Annotated in this window: 15 protein-coding genes and 2 tRNA genes; 12 read left to right on the forward strand and 5 right to left on the reverse strand. The window is 69.4% G+C overall.

Going from position 1 to position 15,235, the window contains the following annotated elements; translation table 11 throughout:
* Positions 1–42 precede the first annotated feature (42 nt).
* From U9J66_RS07315 to U9J66_RS07360, 10 genes are all read left to right on the forward strand, one after another.
* Positions 43–954 carry a DMT family transporter gene (locus U9J66_RS07315; RefSeq protein ID WP_202421644.1) on the forward strand — a complete coding sequence of 304 codons (912 nt, stop codon included), beginning with the start codon at positions 43–45 and terminating at the stop codon, positions 952–954.
* The gene (locus U9J66_RS07320; RefSeq protein WP_161111504.1) at positions 951–1,964 is read left to right on the forward strand and encodes an ISAzo13-like element transposase-related protein; all 1,014 of its coding nucleotides are present in this window, start codon (positions 951–953) and stop codon (positions 1,962–1,964) included. The genes U9J66_RS07315 and U9J66_RS07320 overlap by 4 nt, the downstream gene beginning before the upstream one ends.
* A 378-nt stretch (positions 1,965–2,342) precedes the next feature.
* Entirely contained in the window at positions 2,343–2,483 is a 141-nt protein-coding gene (locus U9J66_RS07325) for a lasso RiPP family leader peptide-containing protein (RefSeq protein WP_014911574.1), read from the forward strand.
* Positions 2,484–2,620: 137 nt separating this feature from the next.
* Positions 2,621–4,465: an asparagine synthase-related protein gene (locus U9J66_RS07330; protein WP_326337350.1), complete on the forward strand. Its 1,845-nt coding sequence runs from the start codon at positions 2,621–2,623 to the stop codon at positions 4,463–4,465.
* A 2-nt stretch (positions 4,466–4,467) separates the two neighbouring features.
* Positions 4,468–4,725, forward strand: coding sequence for a lasso peptide biosynthesis PqqD family chaperone (locus U9J66_RS07335; RefSeq protein ID WP_014908438.1), 258 nt, complete (start codon positions 4,468–4,470; stop codon positions 4,723–4,725).
* The gene (locus U9J66_RS07340; RefSeq protein ID WP_161111502.1) at positions 4,722–5,156 is read left to right on the forward strand and encodes a lasso peptide biosynthesis B2 protein; all 435 of its coding nucleotides are present in this window, start codon (positions 4,722–4,724) and stop codon (positions 5,154–5,156) included. The genes U9J66_RS07335 and U9J66_RS07340 overlap by 4 nt, the downstream gene beginning before the upstream one ends.
* Positions 5,146–5,739, forward strand: coding sequence for a MauE/DoxX family redox-associated membrane protein (locus U9J66_RS07345; RefSeq protein ID WP_326337351.1), 594 nt, complete (start codon positions 5,146–5,148; stop codon positions 5,737–5,739). Before U9J66_RS07340 ends, U9J66_RS07345 begins: the two co-directional genes overlap by 11 nt.
* Entirely contained in the window at positions 5,729–6,661 is a 933-nt protein-coding gene (locus U9J66_RS07350; RefSeq protein WP_326337352.1) for an ABC transporter ATP-binding protein, read from the forward strand. Before U9J66_RS07345 ends, U9J66_RS07350 begins: the two co-directional genes overlap by 11 nt.
* A 32-nt stretch (positions 6,662–6,693) precedes the next feature.
* Positions 6,694–7,536 (forward strand): ABC transporter permease, encoded by an 843-nt coding sequence (locus tag U9J66_RS07355; protein ID WP_036567929.1) that lies wholly within the window; start codon positions 6,694–6,696, stop codon positions 7,534–7,536.
* A 13-nt stretch (positions 7,537–7,549) separates the two neighbouring features.
* Positions 7,550–8,218, forward strand: coding sequence for a class I SAM-dependent methyltransferase (locus tag U9J66_RS07360; protein WP_326337353.1), 669 nt, complete (start codon positions 7,550–7,552; stop codon positions 8,216–8,218).
* 44 nt (positions 8,219–8,262) lie between these two features.
* Here U9J66_RS07360 and U9J66_RS07365 read toward each other — a convergent pair.
* Positions 8,263–8,335 (reverse strand) — tRNA-Asn (locus U9J66_RS07365).
* A 162-nt stretch (positions 8,336–8,497) separates the two neighbouring features.
* A tRNA-Asn gene (locus tag U9J66_RS07370) sits at positions 8,498–8,570 on the reverse strand.
* A gap of 160 nt (positions 8,571–8,730) precedes the next feature.
* On the opposite strand from U9J66_RS07370, the gene U9J66_RS07375 reads away from it, so the two are divergent.
* Positions 8,731–9,060 (forward strand): hypothetical protein, encoded by a 330-nt coding sequence (locus U9J66_RS07375; RefSeq protein WP_017534158.1) that lies wholly within the window; start codon positions 8,731–8,733, stop codon positions 9,058–9,060.
* Positions 9,061–9,062: 2 nt separating this feature from the next.
* The gene (locus tag U9J66_RS07380; RefSeq protein ID WP_326337354.1) at positions 9,063–9,602 is read left to right on the forward strand and encodes a hypothetical protein; all 540 of its coding nucleotides are present in this window, start codon (positions 9,063–9,065) and stop codon (positions 9,600–9,602) included.
* Between the two features lie 51 nt (positions 9,603–9,653).
* Here U9J66_RS07380 and U9J66_RS07385 read toward each other — a convergent pair whose 3' ends face one another.
* From U9J66_RS07385 to rpoD, 3 genes are all read right to left on the reverse strand, one after another.
* Positions 9,654–12,584, reverse strand: a complete 2,931-nt coding sequence (locus tag U9J66_RS07385; RefSeq protein WP_026124934.1) for an FAD-binding and (Fe-S)-binding domain-containing protein — start codon at positions 12,582–12,584, stop codon at positions 9,654–9,656.
* A gap of 83 nt (positions 12,585–12,667) precedes the next feature.
* Entirely contained in the window at positions 12,668–13,993 is a 1,326-nt protein-coding gene (locus U9J66_RS07390; protein ID WP_014912419.1) for a glycoside hydrolase family 18 protein, read from the reverse strand.
* A gap of 145 nt (positions 13,994–14,138) precedes the next feature.
* Complete coding sequence (rpoD, locus tag U9J66_RS07395; protein ID WP_326337418.1) at positions 14,139–15,224, reverse strand: RNA polymerase sigma factor RpoD; 1,086 nt, start codon at positions 15,222–15,224, stop codon at positions 14,139–14,141.
* Positions 15,225–15,235: the final 11 nt, after the last annotated feature.

The raw sequence follows: 15,235 nt of genomic DNA on the forward strand, positions 1-15,235 counted from the left end.
GGAGGACGACAGGATCCGGGCTCCCCCGGCAGAGTCGTGGACATGGCGCATCCATGGTTCGGAATCGGCTTGGGCGTTCTGTCGTGCGTCGCCTACACGGCGGCGGCGGTGACGCAGTGGCGACTCGACACGATCCTGTCGACGCCCCTCACCACGAGGCGGGCCGTGTTCGATCTGTTGCGGCATCCCCTGTGGTGGATCGCCACCCTGCTCAACGTCGCCCGGTCGGTGTTCCAGGTCGGCGCTCTGGCTCTGGCCCCCCTGAGCGTGGTGCAGCCTCTGGGGGTGCTGGTCCTGGTCTTCTCCGTCCCCTGGGCGGCGCGTCTGGACCGCCGATCGGTGACCGCCCGGGAGTGGAAGGGCGTCCTCCTCACCGTCCTGGCCCTGACGGTCCTGCTGGCGATCGCCACCACCGGAGGCGCGGGACGCACCTTGGACCCCGGAGAGGCCCTCGGTCTCACCCTGGGCTCCCTCGCGCTGCTGGGCGCGGGCGCGTGGATCGCCGGACTCACCTCCCCCGCCCGACGCGGTCCGCTGTCGGGCGTCCTCGCCGGAGCGGCCTTCGGGATCGCCTCGGCGCTGGCCAAGACGGCCGTGGACACCACCTCCGGCGGCGGTTCGGCGGTCGAGGCCCTTCCCTCCGTCCTGGGTACCGCGCTCGTCGCCCTCCTCGGCCTGTTCCTGTCCCAGGCGGCCTACCGGGGTCTGGAACCGGGCGCGCCCTTGGGCGCCACGGTGTTCGCGAACCCGGTCACGGCCACCGTGATCGCGATCGTCCTCCTGGGAGAGACCTACGGCGGCGGGCCGGTCGGCGCGGGCGTCGCGCTCCTCTGCGTGCTCCTGTGCGGCTACGGGCTCACCCTCCTGACGAGTGTCCGCGAGACCGGTTCCGGATCGACGTCCATGGATCGTCCCCCTCTTCCATCGGCCCCCGCGAAGGAGGCGCACCGGTGACCGGATCGGAGCGGGAGGTGCTGGCCGCCAAGTTCAGCAGGATCCTCCCCCTTCTCAACGAACGCGAACGGCGTGTGCTCTTGGGCGCCGAGGCCTGGGCCCTGGGTCACGGAGGTATCCGGACCGTGGCGCGTACGGCGGGGGTGTCCGAGGCGACCGTCTCCCAGGGCGTCCGGGAACTGGGGCTCCGGACCGGGGTGGACCCGGGACGGGCGCGACGCGCGGGCGCCGGCCGCAGACGACGCACCGAGGAGGATCCCGGCATCCTTCCGGCGCTCTCGGCGCTCCTGGAGCCGGAAGGGGAGGGTCCGTCCCCCTCCCCGCTCCGGTGGTCCGTCAAGTCCACCCGTGAACTCACCGCCGAACTCGGGGAACAGGGACACGTCCTCTCCGCGGACACCGTCGCGAAACTGCTGAGGGAACAGGGCTTCCTCCTCCAGGGCCCCCGGTCCGCCTATGGCGGAAAACGCAGGGAGGGTCGCCACGAGCGGTTCCGCGCCGTCAACGACCTCGTGCTCGCGTTCGAGACCTCCGGAGACCCCGTCGTCCACCTCCGTGCCAGGCGGCGGGTCCTCGAACCGTCCGAGGGGACCGGGCCTCAGGACTCGAACGACCGGTGCGAACCCTCCTCCGACGAGCACTCCGTCTCCTCGGCCCTGGCGACGCTGCGCATGTGGTGGACCTCCCATCGAAGCCGCCGGCCGAGGGGCGAACGCCTCCTCATCGTCGTCGATTCGGGGGAGCCCCACGACGGTGCGAACGGGATATGGGAGGAGCGGATCCGGCACTTGGGGAGGCGGTTCGGCGTCCGGGTGTCGTCCACCCATCTGCCTCTGGGGATCTTCCGTTGGCGGGAGAGCGGTGAGGGCCTGAGGACCAGGTTCCTCCAATACTGGCCCGATGGTCGGAGCGTGGCCTATGAGACGGGGATCCGCCTGGTCTCACCTTCCCGTGTGCGTGATCCCCGTTCGATGGACATCGCGCACACGGTTTCGAGTGACGATGAATAACTCTGGGATCTTCACCCATAAGCTCCTTCATGGTCCAGCCATTCTGGAAGCGATGTCGCACTTGAGAACGGCCGAATAGAGTCAGAATGATTATTCGACGGTCCCCCTTGTCCAGATCCGGCCAAAGCACCACCTCCACCGACATCGATCTCACTGAAAGATCAGACCAGAACCGCATCCACCTGCGATGATGCCCATGGGACCCCATGAACGCACCACATCAGAGAATCGTACTTTAATCTGCGAAATCAACTCAAAAAGCATTTGTCGCACCGACCGACGCACTCTTGACCCTCGAACCGGGGCGCGGTTAACGTCGCTTTCATCGCCGGGGATATCTCCGCCCCGTCGAGACCCTCCGAGAAACCGGGAGCGACAATGGACGAAGAAAAGATCGGCAACGAAATCTCCGCCTACGAGACTCCGACCGTCACCGAGATGGGCGCGTTCTCCGAGGTCACCCTCGGCCGCCCCAACTGGGGATTCGAGAACGACTGGTCCTGCGTCCGGGTCTGCTGACCCGATCTCGGAACCGGCCACCGCCCGGAACGACCGAACGGGCACTCGGGGTCGCGCCGGCGCCGCTCGGGCGTCGGCGCGCTCATGGCCTAAGGACGAGGAATACAGGGCGAACTCGAAAGGCCTCTCGGAGAAAAATGAAGTTCATCGTTCTTCCCTCCACGGGCGACGTGGCCGGAGTGTCGATCGAGCGTCTGGCGCGGACACGCCTCGAAGTCGTTCATCGCGCGTCCGGGAGGCCGTGGATCATCGGTGACTGGGACGAGGGCGACGTCTACAAGGCGAGGATCGGGAACAGGAGGGTCGTCCTCTTGGGACGGTTCCTCATGGACGAGCCCGCCCTTCTGCGCGTCCTCGACTCGGCCGAGAGCCTCTCCGACCTCTCCCGGATCACGGAGGAGATCCCGGGAAGCTACCACCTCGTGGCCGAGCTGGACGAGGGCGTCCGGATCCAGGGGACACTCTCCTCCGGCCGCCAGATCTTCTACTCGAACCGGGGCTCCCCCGTCCTGGCCGCCAGCGACCCCGCCCTGCTGCTCCCGTTCGTCGGACGCGAGTGGGACCGCTCGATCCTGGCCTCACGACTCATCGCGCCCTGGCCGCCCTGGCCGGTGAGCGAGATCCCGGTCTGGAAGGGGGTCTCCACCCTCGCCCCGGGCCACTTCCTCCAGGTCGACTCGCGGACCGGTACCGCGCGCCAGGTCCGCTGGTGGTCGCCCGAGGAACCCCACCTGACGTTGGAGCGGGGGGCCGAGCTCCTGGCGTCCGCCGTTCACGACGCCGTGCGCAGCCGCGGTCGAGGACGGACCACGGTGAGCGCCGACCTCTCCGGAGGTCTGGACTCCACCGGTCTCTGTTTCGTCGCAGCCGCCACGGGCGTACCCCTCGTCACCACGAGGTGGCAGGCGACGGACGTGGCCGACGAGGACGAGGCGTGGGCTCGCAAGGCGGAGCGGCGACTCCCCGAGGCCCGGCATCTGACCTTCGACCGACGCTCCGCCCCCGGCTGGTTCACGGAGCTGCTCCCCCGGCGCCCCGGCGTACACGACCACGAGGGCCCCTTTCCCTGGATCCGCACCCGCGGTCGGCTCGTCCACGCGGCCGAGGCCGTGGCGGGTGAGGGGTCCCGGACCCACCTGACCGGCCATGGCGCGGACGAGCTCTTCTTCGCCACACCGCTCAACCTCCACTCCCTGGCCCGAACACATCCGGCCAAGGTGCCGGCCCACGTTCTCGGCTACCAGGCCCTGTACCGCTGGAGGACCGCTCCGACGCTCAGGGGGCTGGCCGATTCGAGCACGTTCTCCGCCTGGTTGGGGAAGGTCACGGACTCCCTGCGCGCCCCGCTGAGGGAGTTCTCGGCCGGGCCCGACTTCGGGTGGGGCCTCTCGGGCCGGATGGCCCGGTGGGTCGCCCCGGAGGCCGTCGAGGCCGCCTCCGAGGCGCTGAGGCGCGACGACGTCCTCTCCCGAGGCCCTCTGTCCCGTTACCGGGCACAGCACGCCTCCTGGCAGGACGCGCGTCTGTGCGGAGACACGCTCCGGAAGGTGAACCACATCACCCGCGCGCACGGGGTCTCCTGGGAGGCCCCCTATCTGGACGATCGGGTCATGAGGATCGCTCTGAGCGTCCGCTTCGACCAATGGTCCATGCCGGACCGCTACAAACCCCTCCTCGTCGAGGCGCTGCGCGGCACGGCACCGCCGGAGATCCTCGAACGCTCCACGAAGTCCGAGTACAGCGCGGAGGCCTACACCGGACTCCGGAGGAGTCGCGAGGCCGTCGCCGAACTCTGCGACGGAATGAGACTCGAAGAACACGGCCTCGTCGACGCCGAGGCCTTCGGCGGGACGGTCTTCAACCCCCCGTCCTCCTCCTTCGGGATCATCCCCGTCATCAACACACTGGCCTGCGAGTCCTGGCTCCGGAGCATCGAGGACGGAAACCGGGAGAAGGACCTCGTATCGATCCTGGAAGGCTGAGGATGGAATTCATCGACGACACGTCCATCATCTCCACCGAGACCGAGGACGGGATCGTTCTTCTGGACCAGAGGAAGGGCGTGTACTGGCACCTGAACGGTACCGCCGCGGAGATCCTGCGCTCCCTGAGAGAGGACGGGGATCGGGACGTCGCCGTCGCCGAGATCCGGGACAGGTACGGGATAGACGAATCCCGGGCCAGGAACGACGTCGAGGACCTGATCCGGTCGCTCGAATCCGTGGGGGTGCTGCGGCGATGACGGTACCCGTGGCCCTCGAACGGAGCACGCGACCGCCTCTGAGGTATCGCCTCCTCGCGAGGTGTGTCGTCCTCCCGGCACGTCTGATGACACGGATGAGCCCCGGCCGTATCCGGAGCGTCCTCGCCTTCCTGGCGGGCTCCGCCGGCCCCGCCGGCTTCGCGGAGGCCCTGGCCGCGCGCAACGCGGTGGTCCACGTCAGCCGCAGGTGCGCGGGCCCCGGTTGCCTACAGCGCTCCATCGCGACCTTCCTCCTCTGCCGGATCGGGGGAACCGTGCCGGAATGGTGCACGGGTGTCCGTGTGTCCCCGTTCCGAGCGCACGCATGGGTGGAGGTCGACGGCTCCCCCGTGGGAGAGCTCGGGGAAGTACGGCACTTCCACAAGGTCATGACGGTGAGGCCGGTGATCGTGGTCCGTGATGATGACTGAGATCGTCGCGCTCGCGGCGCAGTACGCGCTGTTCCTGATCTTCCTGGCCGCCTGGGTCGGGAAGATCAAGGGCCCTGGGCGTTTCAGCGGCTTCGCGACGGTGATCTCCCGGTTGACCGGGTGGTCCCCTCCTACGGCGCGGGCCGTGGGCGTCACCGTGGTCGCCGGTGAGGTCCTCGCCTGCCTTCTCCTGATCTCGCCCCTCACCGCCGTGGCGGGGGCCGTCGTGGCCCTGACCCTGCTCACCGCCTTCACCGGGGTGGCGGTCAAGGCCCTGTGGAGCGGTATCCGCTCCGAGTGCGCCTGCTTCGGCGGATCGGATTCGGCCATCGGTTACGCCATGATCGTGAGGAACCTGCTCCTGATCGCCCTCGCCCTGCCACCGCTCGTCGTACGGGCGGACCTCGCGGCCCTCTCGGCCACCGGCGTGGTCGCGGTGGCGCTCGGAGCCCTCGCGATCGCCCTCCTCCTCATCGGGTTCTACGATCCGCTCGCCCGCCGCGCCACGGCGGCGATCATCGCGACCCGTCGGGCGACGCGACCCCGGGCCGGGACGGCGGGGGGTGGCGACGATGTCGGGTGACTCCATCGAGGTCTCGAAGGTCGGGAAGGTGTTCGGAAGCGTCCGGGCCCTGAACGACGTCTCCCTGTCCGTCTCCCCCGGAGGGGTGCTCGGTCTGCTGGGACACAACGGGGCCGGCAAGAGCACACTCATCAACATCCTCTCCGGGGTCCTCGAACCGACCACGGGAACGGCGACGGTCGCGGGGTTCGACGTGGTCTCGCAGGCGAGCCGGGTCCGACGTCGCATCGGTGTGGCCGGACAGTACGTGGCCCTGGACGAACAGATCTCCGGGCGGGACAACCTCGTCCTGATCGCACGGCTGTTGGGGGCGTCCCGTAAAGAGGCACGAGAGCGGACGCACGAGCTTCTGGAGCGGTTCGGCATGACCGAATCCGCCGATCGCGCGGTGCGCACCTACTCCGGCGGCATGCGGAGAAGGATCGATCTCGCCGCGAGCATCGTCGGCGGCCCCGAGGTCCTGTTCCTGGACGAGCCCACGGCGGGGCTGGACCCCGAGAGCCGCGCGGAGCTGTGGGCGATCGTCCACCGCCTGACGGCGGAGGGCGTCACCGTCCTCTTGACCACGCAGTACCTGGAGGAGGCCGACCGTCTCTCCGACCAGGTGGTCCTCCTCTCCCGGGGACACGTCGTCGCCTCCGGCTCGCCCTCGGAGCTGAAGAGGGGCGTGGGCCGGAGGAAGGCGTCCCTGGGGTTCAACGAGAGAGAGCGTTTCTCGGCCGCCCGGGACGAGGTCCGGAGGATGGGACTGGTCGCCGACATCGGTGAGGCGAACTTCGACATCGACATCACGATCGCCTCGCCTCGCGACCTGGGGGCCGTGATCCACGCCCTGGAGGAGAGGAATCTGGGGATCGACCGTCTCCGGCTCTTCGAACCCAGCCTCGAAGACGTCTACCTCGCCCATGTCTCCACGCGATGAACGCGGCCACGAAGCGATCGGTGAAGGACCCGATGACGATCGACGCCAGAGCCCGAAGGTCCACCGTCCCTTGGAAGTCCGTGTCCTGGCGGGGCTGTTCCGTCCCCCTACAGATCCACATCCTCACGACAAGGGCGCTCCGCGCGCTCTGGATGGATCCGAAGCTCGTCCTCGTCAGTGTCGCCTCGCCCCTGGTCATGCTCCTGGTCCTGAGCCAGGTCTTCACGAGCATCAGCGAGACCCGGAGCTTCCCCGGAGGGGTCGACTACATCCAGTTCCTGCTGCCCGCGATCATGATCATGGGCGTCCTACAGTCCGGCATGGGATCCGGGGCGGCCTTGGGCCAGGAGATCAAGAACGGTTTCGTCCATCGCATGCGCACCCTGCCGGTGTGGCCGGGATCCGTGCTTCTGGGAAGAAGCGCCTCGGACCTGGTGAGGAGCCTGATACAGCTCTCCGCGCTGTCGACCGCCGCGCACCTGTTCTTCTCCTTCCACGCCCCCGGTGGAGCGGTCGGCATGGCGGTCGCGATGCTCATCGCCCTGATGACCGGGAACTGCCTCGGCTGGGTGTTCATCGCCATGGCCTGCTGGTTCCGCAACGCCGAGGTCATGCAGACCTTCTCCGGCCTGGCCATGTTCGCGCTCATGTTCGGCACCAACGCGTTCGTCCCTTTGGACGGCCTGCCGGACTGGCTGCGGAGTCTCTCCCACGTCAACCCCATGACCTACGCCATCACGGCGGCCCGAGGTTGGATCCTGGGCGATCCCGACATGAGCGCCACCCTCTACGCGGTGATCGGAAGCGCGGTGATCGCGCTGCCCTGCGCCCTCCTGGCCGTCAAGGGGTTCGCACGCCCCCTCGGAACGAACTGACACCGATCGGATCATGAGAAGTCGACTGGAGACCACCGTGCCTCTTCAACACCAAGTCAGGTTCCTGCGCTCCGCCCTCGCCAGCATGCGGGACACCGGAGCCGTATTGCCCAGCGGGCGACCACTGGCGTACGAACTGGCCCGGTTCCTCAGGGGCCGGACCACCGGACGCCCGGTCCGTGTCCTGGAGGTCGGGGCCGGGAACGGGGCCGTCACCCGGGTGCTCTTCGCGCATCTGCGACCCGGAGACCATCTCGACGCGGTCGAGGTGAACAAGGAGTACGTGGAGGACCTGACCGAGACCCTGGCGGAGGCGGCCGACGGGTCACCCGGAACGGGGTACACGATCCACACGGCCGATATCCGGGACCTCGCCCCCGAGGCCCCCTACGACCTCATCGTCTCCGGTCTCCCCTTCGCGAACTTCACCCACGAGGAGACCCGCGACATCCTGGACTTCTACATGGAGCACATCGCCCCGCGAGGACACATGTCCCTCTACGGCTATCTGTTCACCCGGGAGTTGAAGGCGGTCACGGCCTCCCGCGCCTCCTACACGCGTCAGAGGCTCTCCCAGCGGCTCGTGGACCGGTTCGTACGCGACCATCTCGTGGTGTCGAAGAGGGTCTGGCGCAACGTCCCGCCCGCCTGGGTGCACCACCTGCGTCGCGAGGTGGGTTGAGAACGACGAGGGCCCGCCGGATGACTCCGACGGGCCCTCTCCCGCTCCCGCGATTGGACTCGAACCAATAACCTGCCGGTTAACAGCCGGCTGCTCTGCCGATTGAGCTACGCGGGATCGCGTCGTCGCCCGACCCCGTAGGCCTTGGCGACACCAATAGACTAGCGCCTTTTCGAGGGTGCTCGGGACGGTCTCCCGTATTCGGAGCGGTGTTCTCCGCCCCGCCTTCCGTCGAACGCAGTGAGGGCCCGCCGGATGACTCCGACGGGCCCTCTCCCGCTCCCGCGATTGGACTCGAACCAATAACCTGCCGGTTAACAGCCGGCTGCTCTGCCGATTGAGCTACGCGGGATCGCGTCGTCGCCCGACCCCGTGGGCCCTGGCGACACCAATAGACTAGCGCGCTTTGAGAGTGCTCGGGACCGGTGTCGACCTGTGTGGCCGGAAGCACGACAGGGTAACGTCGGGGCACGGACCACTCCGACCGTCACCAAGGCCTTAAAGAGGGACCCATGCGCTACCGGATCACGTTCGTCGCCGGCCTCGCCATCGGATACGTCTTGGGCGCCAAGGCGGGCCGAGCCCGCTACGAGCAGCTCGCCCGTACCGCGCGCAAGGTGGCCGACAGCCCGCTCGTCCAGGAGGTCGCCGGACTCGTCGGCGCCCAGGCGGGCAACGCGGGCCGGGCCGTCTACGACAAGGCCGTGGAGAAGATGCCCATCACCTCCGTGCGGGACTTCCTGGCCCGTCCCACCGAGGACGAGGAGATCGAGCTCATCGAGTGGGAGACCCACACCTCCAACGGGACCGGCCCCGGCGCCGGCGGAGATCGGAACACCTGACCATGGCCCTGTTCGGGCGGGACGTACCCGCCGAGATCCGCTCCCGGCTGCGGCGCGGTGAGCGCGTGCTCGCGCACGCCTCCGTCGCCGCGGCCCCGGGCGGCACCCCCCTCCCCTATGACGGACCACCCCTCCTGGTCGCCACCACCCGCGCCCTGTACCTGCCGGACGGCCGTGACGTCCTCTGGCAGAACATCGACCAGGCCCGGTGGGGCACCGAGACGTTCACGTTCGTCGAGGAGGGCCACGGAGAGCACATCATCCGGTTGCGTTCCGAGGAGACCGGCGACGCCGTGGACTACCGCAGGATGGCCGAGGCGGTCTCCGAGCGGGTGACCTCGACCATCCTCGTCAACCGGTTCGTCCCCTTCCCCTCCCCCGACTCCACCTGCGGTTTCCGTCTGGTGGCGCGTCGTCCGCCCTTGGGCGGCGAGATCGACTGGCGCGTCCATCTGGGCGAAGGTCTCGACCCCGAGGACCCGGAACTCTCCGAGGCCGTCTCCCGCGCGCTCTCGCTGCTCCGGGAACAGATGGGCGTCTGACCACCGGTCGGCGGTGTCCGGGGTCCCGGACACCACCGACCTCGCACGGCCTCAGCCGGCGCTCTCCTTCTTCTCTCGCGCGTCGATGCCCCGCGCGAGCACCTCCGCCAGGTGGAGGGGGCGTCGGTCCGCGCCCTGTTCGATCTGGGTCCGACAGCTGTAGCCGTCGGCCAGGACCAGGGTGTCCTCCGAGGCCGCGCGCACCCTGGGCAACAGTTCGCGTTCGCCGATGGCGGCGGAGACCTCGTAGTGGCCCTCGGTGAAGCCGAAGTCGCCGGCCAGACCGCAGCAGCCCGCGTCGAGGACCTCGCCGTCGATCCCGGCCCGGGCGATCAACTCCCGATCGTCGTCGAAGCCCATCACGGCGTGCTGGTGGCAGTGCACCTGGGCCAGGGCCGTGGCGTCGACGCGGGGCGGCTCCCAGTCGGGCGCGTACTTGTTGAGGAACCCCGCGAAGGTGTGCACGGACTCGGCGACCCGTCGGCTCTCCTCACCCGGTAGGAGCTCCACCAGGTCGTGTTTGAGCGCCGCGGTACAGCTGGGCTCCAGCCCCACCACCGGCAGCCCCTGGGAGACCAGCGGGGACAGCGCGTTCACCGCTCGGCGCATCACCGCGCGGGCCACGTCCAACTGTCCGGTGGAGACCCAGGTCAGACCGCAGCACACCTGCCCCTTGGGCAGGACCACGGAGAAGCCCGCGTCCTCCAGGACCCGGACCGCACCGATCGGGATCCGGGGGTCGAGGAGGTTGCCGAACGTGTCGGGCCACAGCACCACCTTGGGCCCTCCCTGGCGTCCCTCGCCCCGGTTCATGCGACGGCGGAAGGCCCGGGTGAAGGTGGTGGGCGCGAAGGCGGGCAGATCCCGCTGGGCGGCCACCCCGGCCATCCGCTTGGCCAGCGTGGACACCCCGGGCAGACGCATCATCCGGTTGGCCTCGTTCGGGGCCAGCGCGGCCAGACGGGCCAGGAGGGGCAGCCAGCCCATCGAGTAGTGCGCGGCCGGCCGCACCCTCCCCTTGTAGTGCTGGTATAGGAACTCGGCCTTGTAGGAGGCCATGTCGACGTTGACCGGGCAGTCGCTCAGACATCCCTTGCAGGACAGGCACAGGTCCAGGGACTCGCGTACCTCCTCCGACCGCCAGCCGTCGGTGATGACCTCGCCGTTGGCCATCTCGAACAGCAGGTGGGCGCGGCCACGCGTGGAGTGCTTCTCCTCCTGGGTGACCTGGTAGCTGGGGCACATCACCCCCGGCCCGCTCTGACGGCGACACTTGCCCACACCGGAGCAGCGGCGCAGCGCCTTCGCGAACTCTCCGTCGTCCTCGCCGTAGGCCAGCGTGGCCTGGGAGAGCAGGGGGAGTTCGGGCCGCAGGTCGGTGGCGACCCGCACGTCGGAGTCGAGGGGCAGCGGATCGACGATGATCCCGGGGTTCATCAGCCCCTCCGGGTCCCAGATCCGCTTGAACTCGCCGAAGGCCCGGATGAGGCTCTCGGGGTACATGCGGGAGAGCAGTTCGGAGCGGGCCTGTCCATCGCCGTGCTCGCCGGACAGGGAGCCCCCGTGCCGGACGACGATCCCGGCCGCCTCCTCCATGAAGGCGCGGTACTCCCGCCGCCCCTCCTCGTGGGTGAGCTCGAAGTCGATGCGCACGTGCAGACATCCGTCGCCGAAGTGCCCGTAAACCACCCCGTAGCGGCCGTGACGTTCCATGAGGGCGTCGAAGTCGCGCAGGTAGGCGCCCAGGTTCTCCGGGGGCACCGCGGCGTCCTCCCACCCGGACCAGGCCTCCGCGCCCGTGGGGGTACGGGAGGTGAGCCCCGCCCCTTCCTCCCGGATCCGCCACAGGGCCTTCTGGTGGGCAGGGTCGGTGACCACGGAGGCGTCGCGGGGGCGGTCGTCGCCCTCCAGGCCGGCGATCATCGTCTTCGCGGCCTCGGCCGCCTCCTCCGGGTCCCCTCCCGCGATCTCCACCAACAGCCACGCGCCGCCCGCAGGCAACGCCACCCGCGAACGGGACCCGTCCCGGTCCAGCGCCGCGACGATACGGTCGTTGATGCCCTCGACCGTGAGCGGCGAGTGCCCCAGTAGGGCGGGGACGGCGTCGGCGGCGGACGGGGCGTCGTCGTAGCCCAGCACCGCCAGAGCGCGGGCGGGCGGCGATTCGACCAGGCGCACCGTGGCGCCCAGGACCATGACGCAGGAGCCCTCGGTGCCGACCAGGGCCGCGGCCACGTCGCGCCCCTTCTCCGGAAGCAGCCGGTCCAGCGCGTAGCCGGAGACACGGCGGCGGAACTCGGGCATGGCGGTGCGCAGCTCGGCCCGATGGGTCTCTACGAGACGGGCCAGCGCCGCGTGGATCTCCCCCTCGCGTCCCGGGCGCCGGGTCAGTTCGGAGAACTCCTCCGCGGTGTGCCCGGAGCCGACGGTAAGCCGGGTTCCGTCGGACAGGAGCACGTCCAGGGAGACGATGTTGTCGGCGGTGGTGCCCCAGGCCACCGAGTGGGAGCCGCAGGCGTTGTTGCCGACCATGCCGCCGATGGTGCAACGGCTGTGAGTGGAGGGGTCGGGTGCGAAGGTGAGCCCGTGTTCGGCCGCCGCGGCGCGCAGGTCGTCGAGGATGACGCCGGGCTGGACGGTGGCGGTCCGGGCTACGGGATCGATGTCGAGGATGGAGCGCAGGTGGCGTGAGGTGTCGATGACCACGCCGGTACCGATGGAGTTGCCCGCGATGGACGTGCCCCCACCGCGAGGGACGACGGGCACCCCGTGCGCGGCGCAGACCCTGACGGCCGCGACGCAGTCGTCGACGGTCTCCGGGACGACCACGGCCGTGGGCACACGACGGTAGTTGGAGGCGTCGGAGGTATAGAGGGCGATCGTGCCCGCCTCCATGGCGACGGTGCCACGGACTGCGGACTCCAGATCCCCGCGCAGTGCGGCGAGGTCGGGGCTTGCGGTACTGCTGTGCGGCTCGGACATGTCCACAGAGTGACGCGGCCCTCATCGCCCTGGCAACCGCGGCGCGCGGCCGGGACCGCCCGTCGTTCCGCCTTTCGCGCCTGTCAGCCCAAGGACTCGTCCATGGCCCGGACGAGCTCGCCCTCGGCGTCCATGTCGAGGTTCCAGACCATCATCCCGGCCAACCCCCGGTCACGGACGTACTCCCCCTTGAGCTCGATGACCCGGGGGTCGTCGTAGGTCCACCATTCGTCGCCGTCGTAGATCCAGTAGGCCCCGGCCTCCTCGTCGAGAAAACGCTCGCCGTCCATCGCCTGAAGGTCGGCGAAGGCCCGGGTGGGGCCGTCGTAGTCGTCGTCGGCGGGGCCGGTCGCCGTCTGTCCCCGCCCGTCCCGCTCGGCGGGCACCCCCTGCCAGCCGCGCCCGAAGGCCGGAACACCCATCACCAGTCGATCGGCGTCCGCCCCGAGTTCCTCGTAGCGCCGAACGGCCCGGTCGACGCTGTTGGCCTCCGGATCGTGCTCGGGGGGATAGAGGTTGGAGTGGTGGGTGGTGCGTTCGTTCCACGGCCCGGAGAAGTCGTACCCCTGGACCGTGGCGAAGTCGATGTCGTCGAAGATCTCCGGATCGTAGGCCTCGGCGTGCTCCGCGCCGCCGGGCAGGGAGACGGAGAGGACGTACTCCTCCCCGGTCTCCCGTGAGAGTTCGTCCATCTGCCGACGGAACTCGGCGACCAGGAGCGTGAAGTTGGCCGGATCGTCGGGATGCTCCACGTTGTCGGGGTTGCCCTGTCCCCCGGGCCATTCCCAGTCCAGGTCGATGCCGTCGAAGATCCCGGCGGCCACGCCCTCGCCGCCCTGGGGTTCGCCGTCCCGGACCGGCAGGTCCCCGCGCAGCCACAGGTCCAGGCAGGAGGCGACGAAGGCCTCCCTCGACTCCGCGGTCCGGGCCGCGGTGGAGAAGTCCACCGACAGGTTCCAGCCGCCCAGGGACAGGCTCGCGCCCAGGTCGGGATCGAGTTCGCGGAGCTTCCGGAGCTGGTTGAGGCCCCCCGCGAGCTCCTGCTCGTAGTCGTCGGCCTCGCCGTCGACGCTCTCGTCCGCGTCGTAGCGGCGTTGGTAGAGCTCCCAGGGCTGATCGTGCCGGTCCTCGGGGATATGGCACAGACCGTTCTCGTCGATGTCCCCGAAGGCCCACATGATCCGGGTCAACCGGTCGGCGGCCCCGCTCGCGCGCAGGTGTTCGATGGTGAAACCGCGGTTGGCCACGTTCCAGTCGGCGAAATAGCCGATCCGGTGGAGCGGGCGCTGGTTCACGAGGACGAGGATCCCCACGACCAGGACCACGGCGACGACGGCGGCGCCCAGGACCAGGAGCGGGCGCCGGCCGGAAGGACGTTCGGAACCGGAGGGACTCGACAGGGCGTTCACACCTCGACCGTAGGGGCACGGAGGTGTTCCGGAGAGGTCGTTCGCCCCATGTCGGCCACATGAGGCCGTTCACGGGTCGGAGGGAACCCGCGCCCCTCCTCGAACGTTGTAGCGAGGCCGGAGCGCATCGGCCCGCGCCGAAGGGTCAGCCGCCGTGCAGGAAGTCCTTCAGGGTGCCCGCGCGAGAAGGGTGGCGGAGCTTGGCGAGGGTCTTGGCCTCGATCTGTCGGATGCGTTCGCGGGTCACCCCGAACTCCCGTCCGACCTCCTCCAGGGTCCGGGTGCGCCCGTCCGCCAGGCCGAACCGCAGCCGGATGATCCGCCGTTCGCGTTCGGACAGGTCCCCCAGGATCACCCGGAGCCGCTCTTGGAGAAGGGTGAAGGCGGCCGCCTCCACCGGGGCCACGGCGTCGGAGTCCTCGATGAAGTCGCCGAAGTCGGACTCCTCCTCACCGATGGGCGCCTGAAGGGAGACGGGTTCGCGGGCCAGTCGTTGGATCTCCAGGACGCGTTCGCCCCCGAAACCCGCGGCCGAGGAGATCTCGGCGACGCTGGGTTCGCGTCCGAGTCTCTGGTGGAGGCTGTGCTGGACCCGGACGAGCTTGTTGATGGTCTCGACCATGTGCACCGGGATACGGATGGTGCGGGCCTGGTCGGCGATGGCGCGGGTGATCGCCTGACGGATCCACCAGGTGGCGTAGGTCGAGAACTTGAAGCCCTTGGTGTAGTCGAACTTCTCCACCGCGCGGATCAGACCCAGGTTGCCCTCCTGGATCAGGTCCAGGAACGACAGTCCACGCCCCATGTAGCGTTTGGCGATCGACACGACCAGCCGCAGGTTGGACTCGATGAGTCGCCGTTTGGCCCGTCGTCCCTCTTCCGTGAGGGCGTCGAGTTCGTCCTGGGTGCAATGCCGGCCTCCGGGACCACGCCGTTGGGCGTACAGGCCGACCTCGACGGCCTTGGCCAGCTCCACCTCCTCCCGAGCGGTCAGCAGGGGGACCTTGCCGATCTCGCGCAGGTAGAGCCGGACCAGGTCGGAGCCGGAGCGACGCCCCGGGTCGGAGGAGGGCACGGCCTCCTCGGGGACGGCCACGTCGACCCCGCTGCGGGACAGGTCGGAGATCGTCCGGTCCAGGGCCTCGGGGGGCGCGTCGAGGCGTTCGAGAACGGACGCGACCTCCCCACGAGTCACCGTTCCCCGACCGGAATCGGGAAGAAGTCGGACCACCTGACTCAGAG

The sequence above is a fragment of the Nocardiopsis sp. LDBS1602 genome (assembly GCF_035818715.1).
Lineage (GTDB): Bacteria > Actinomycetota > Actinomycetes > Streptosporangiales > Streptosporangiaceae > Nocardiopsis > Nocardiopsis alba.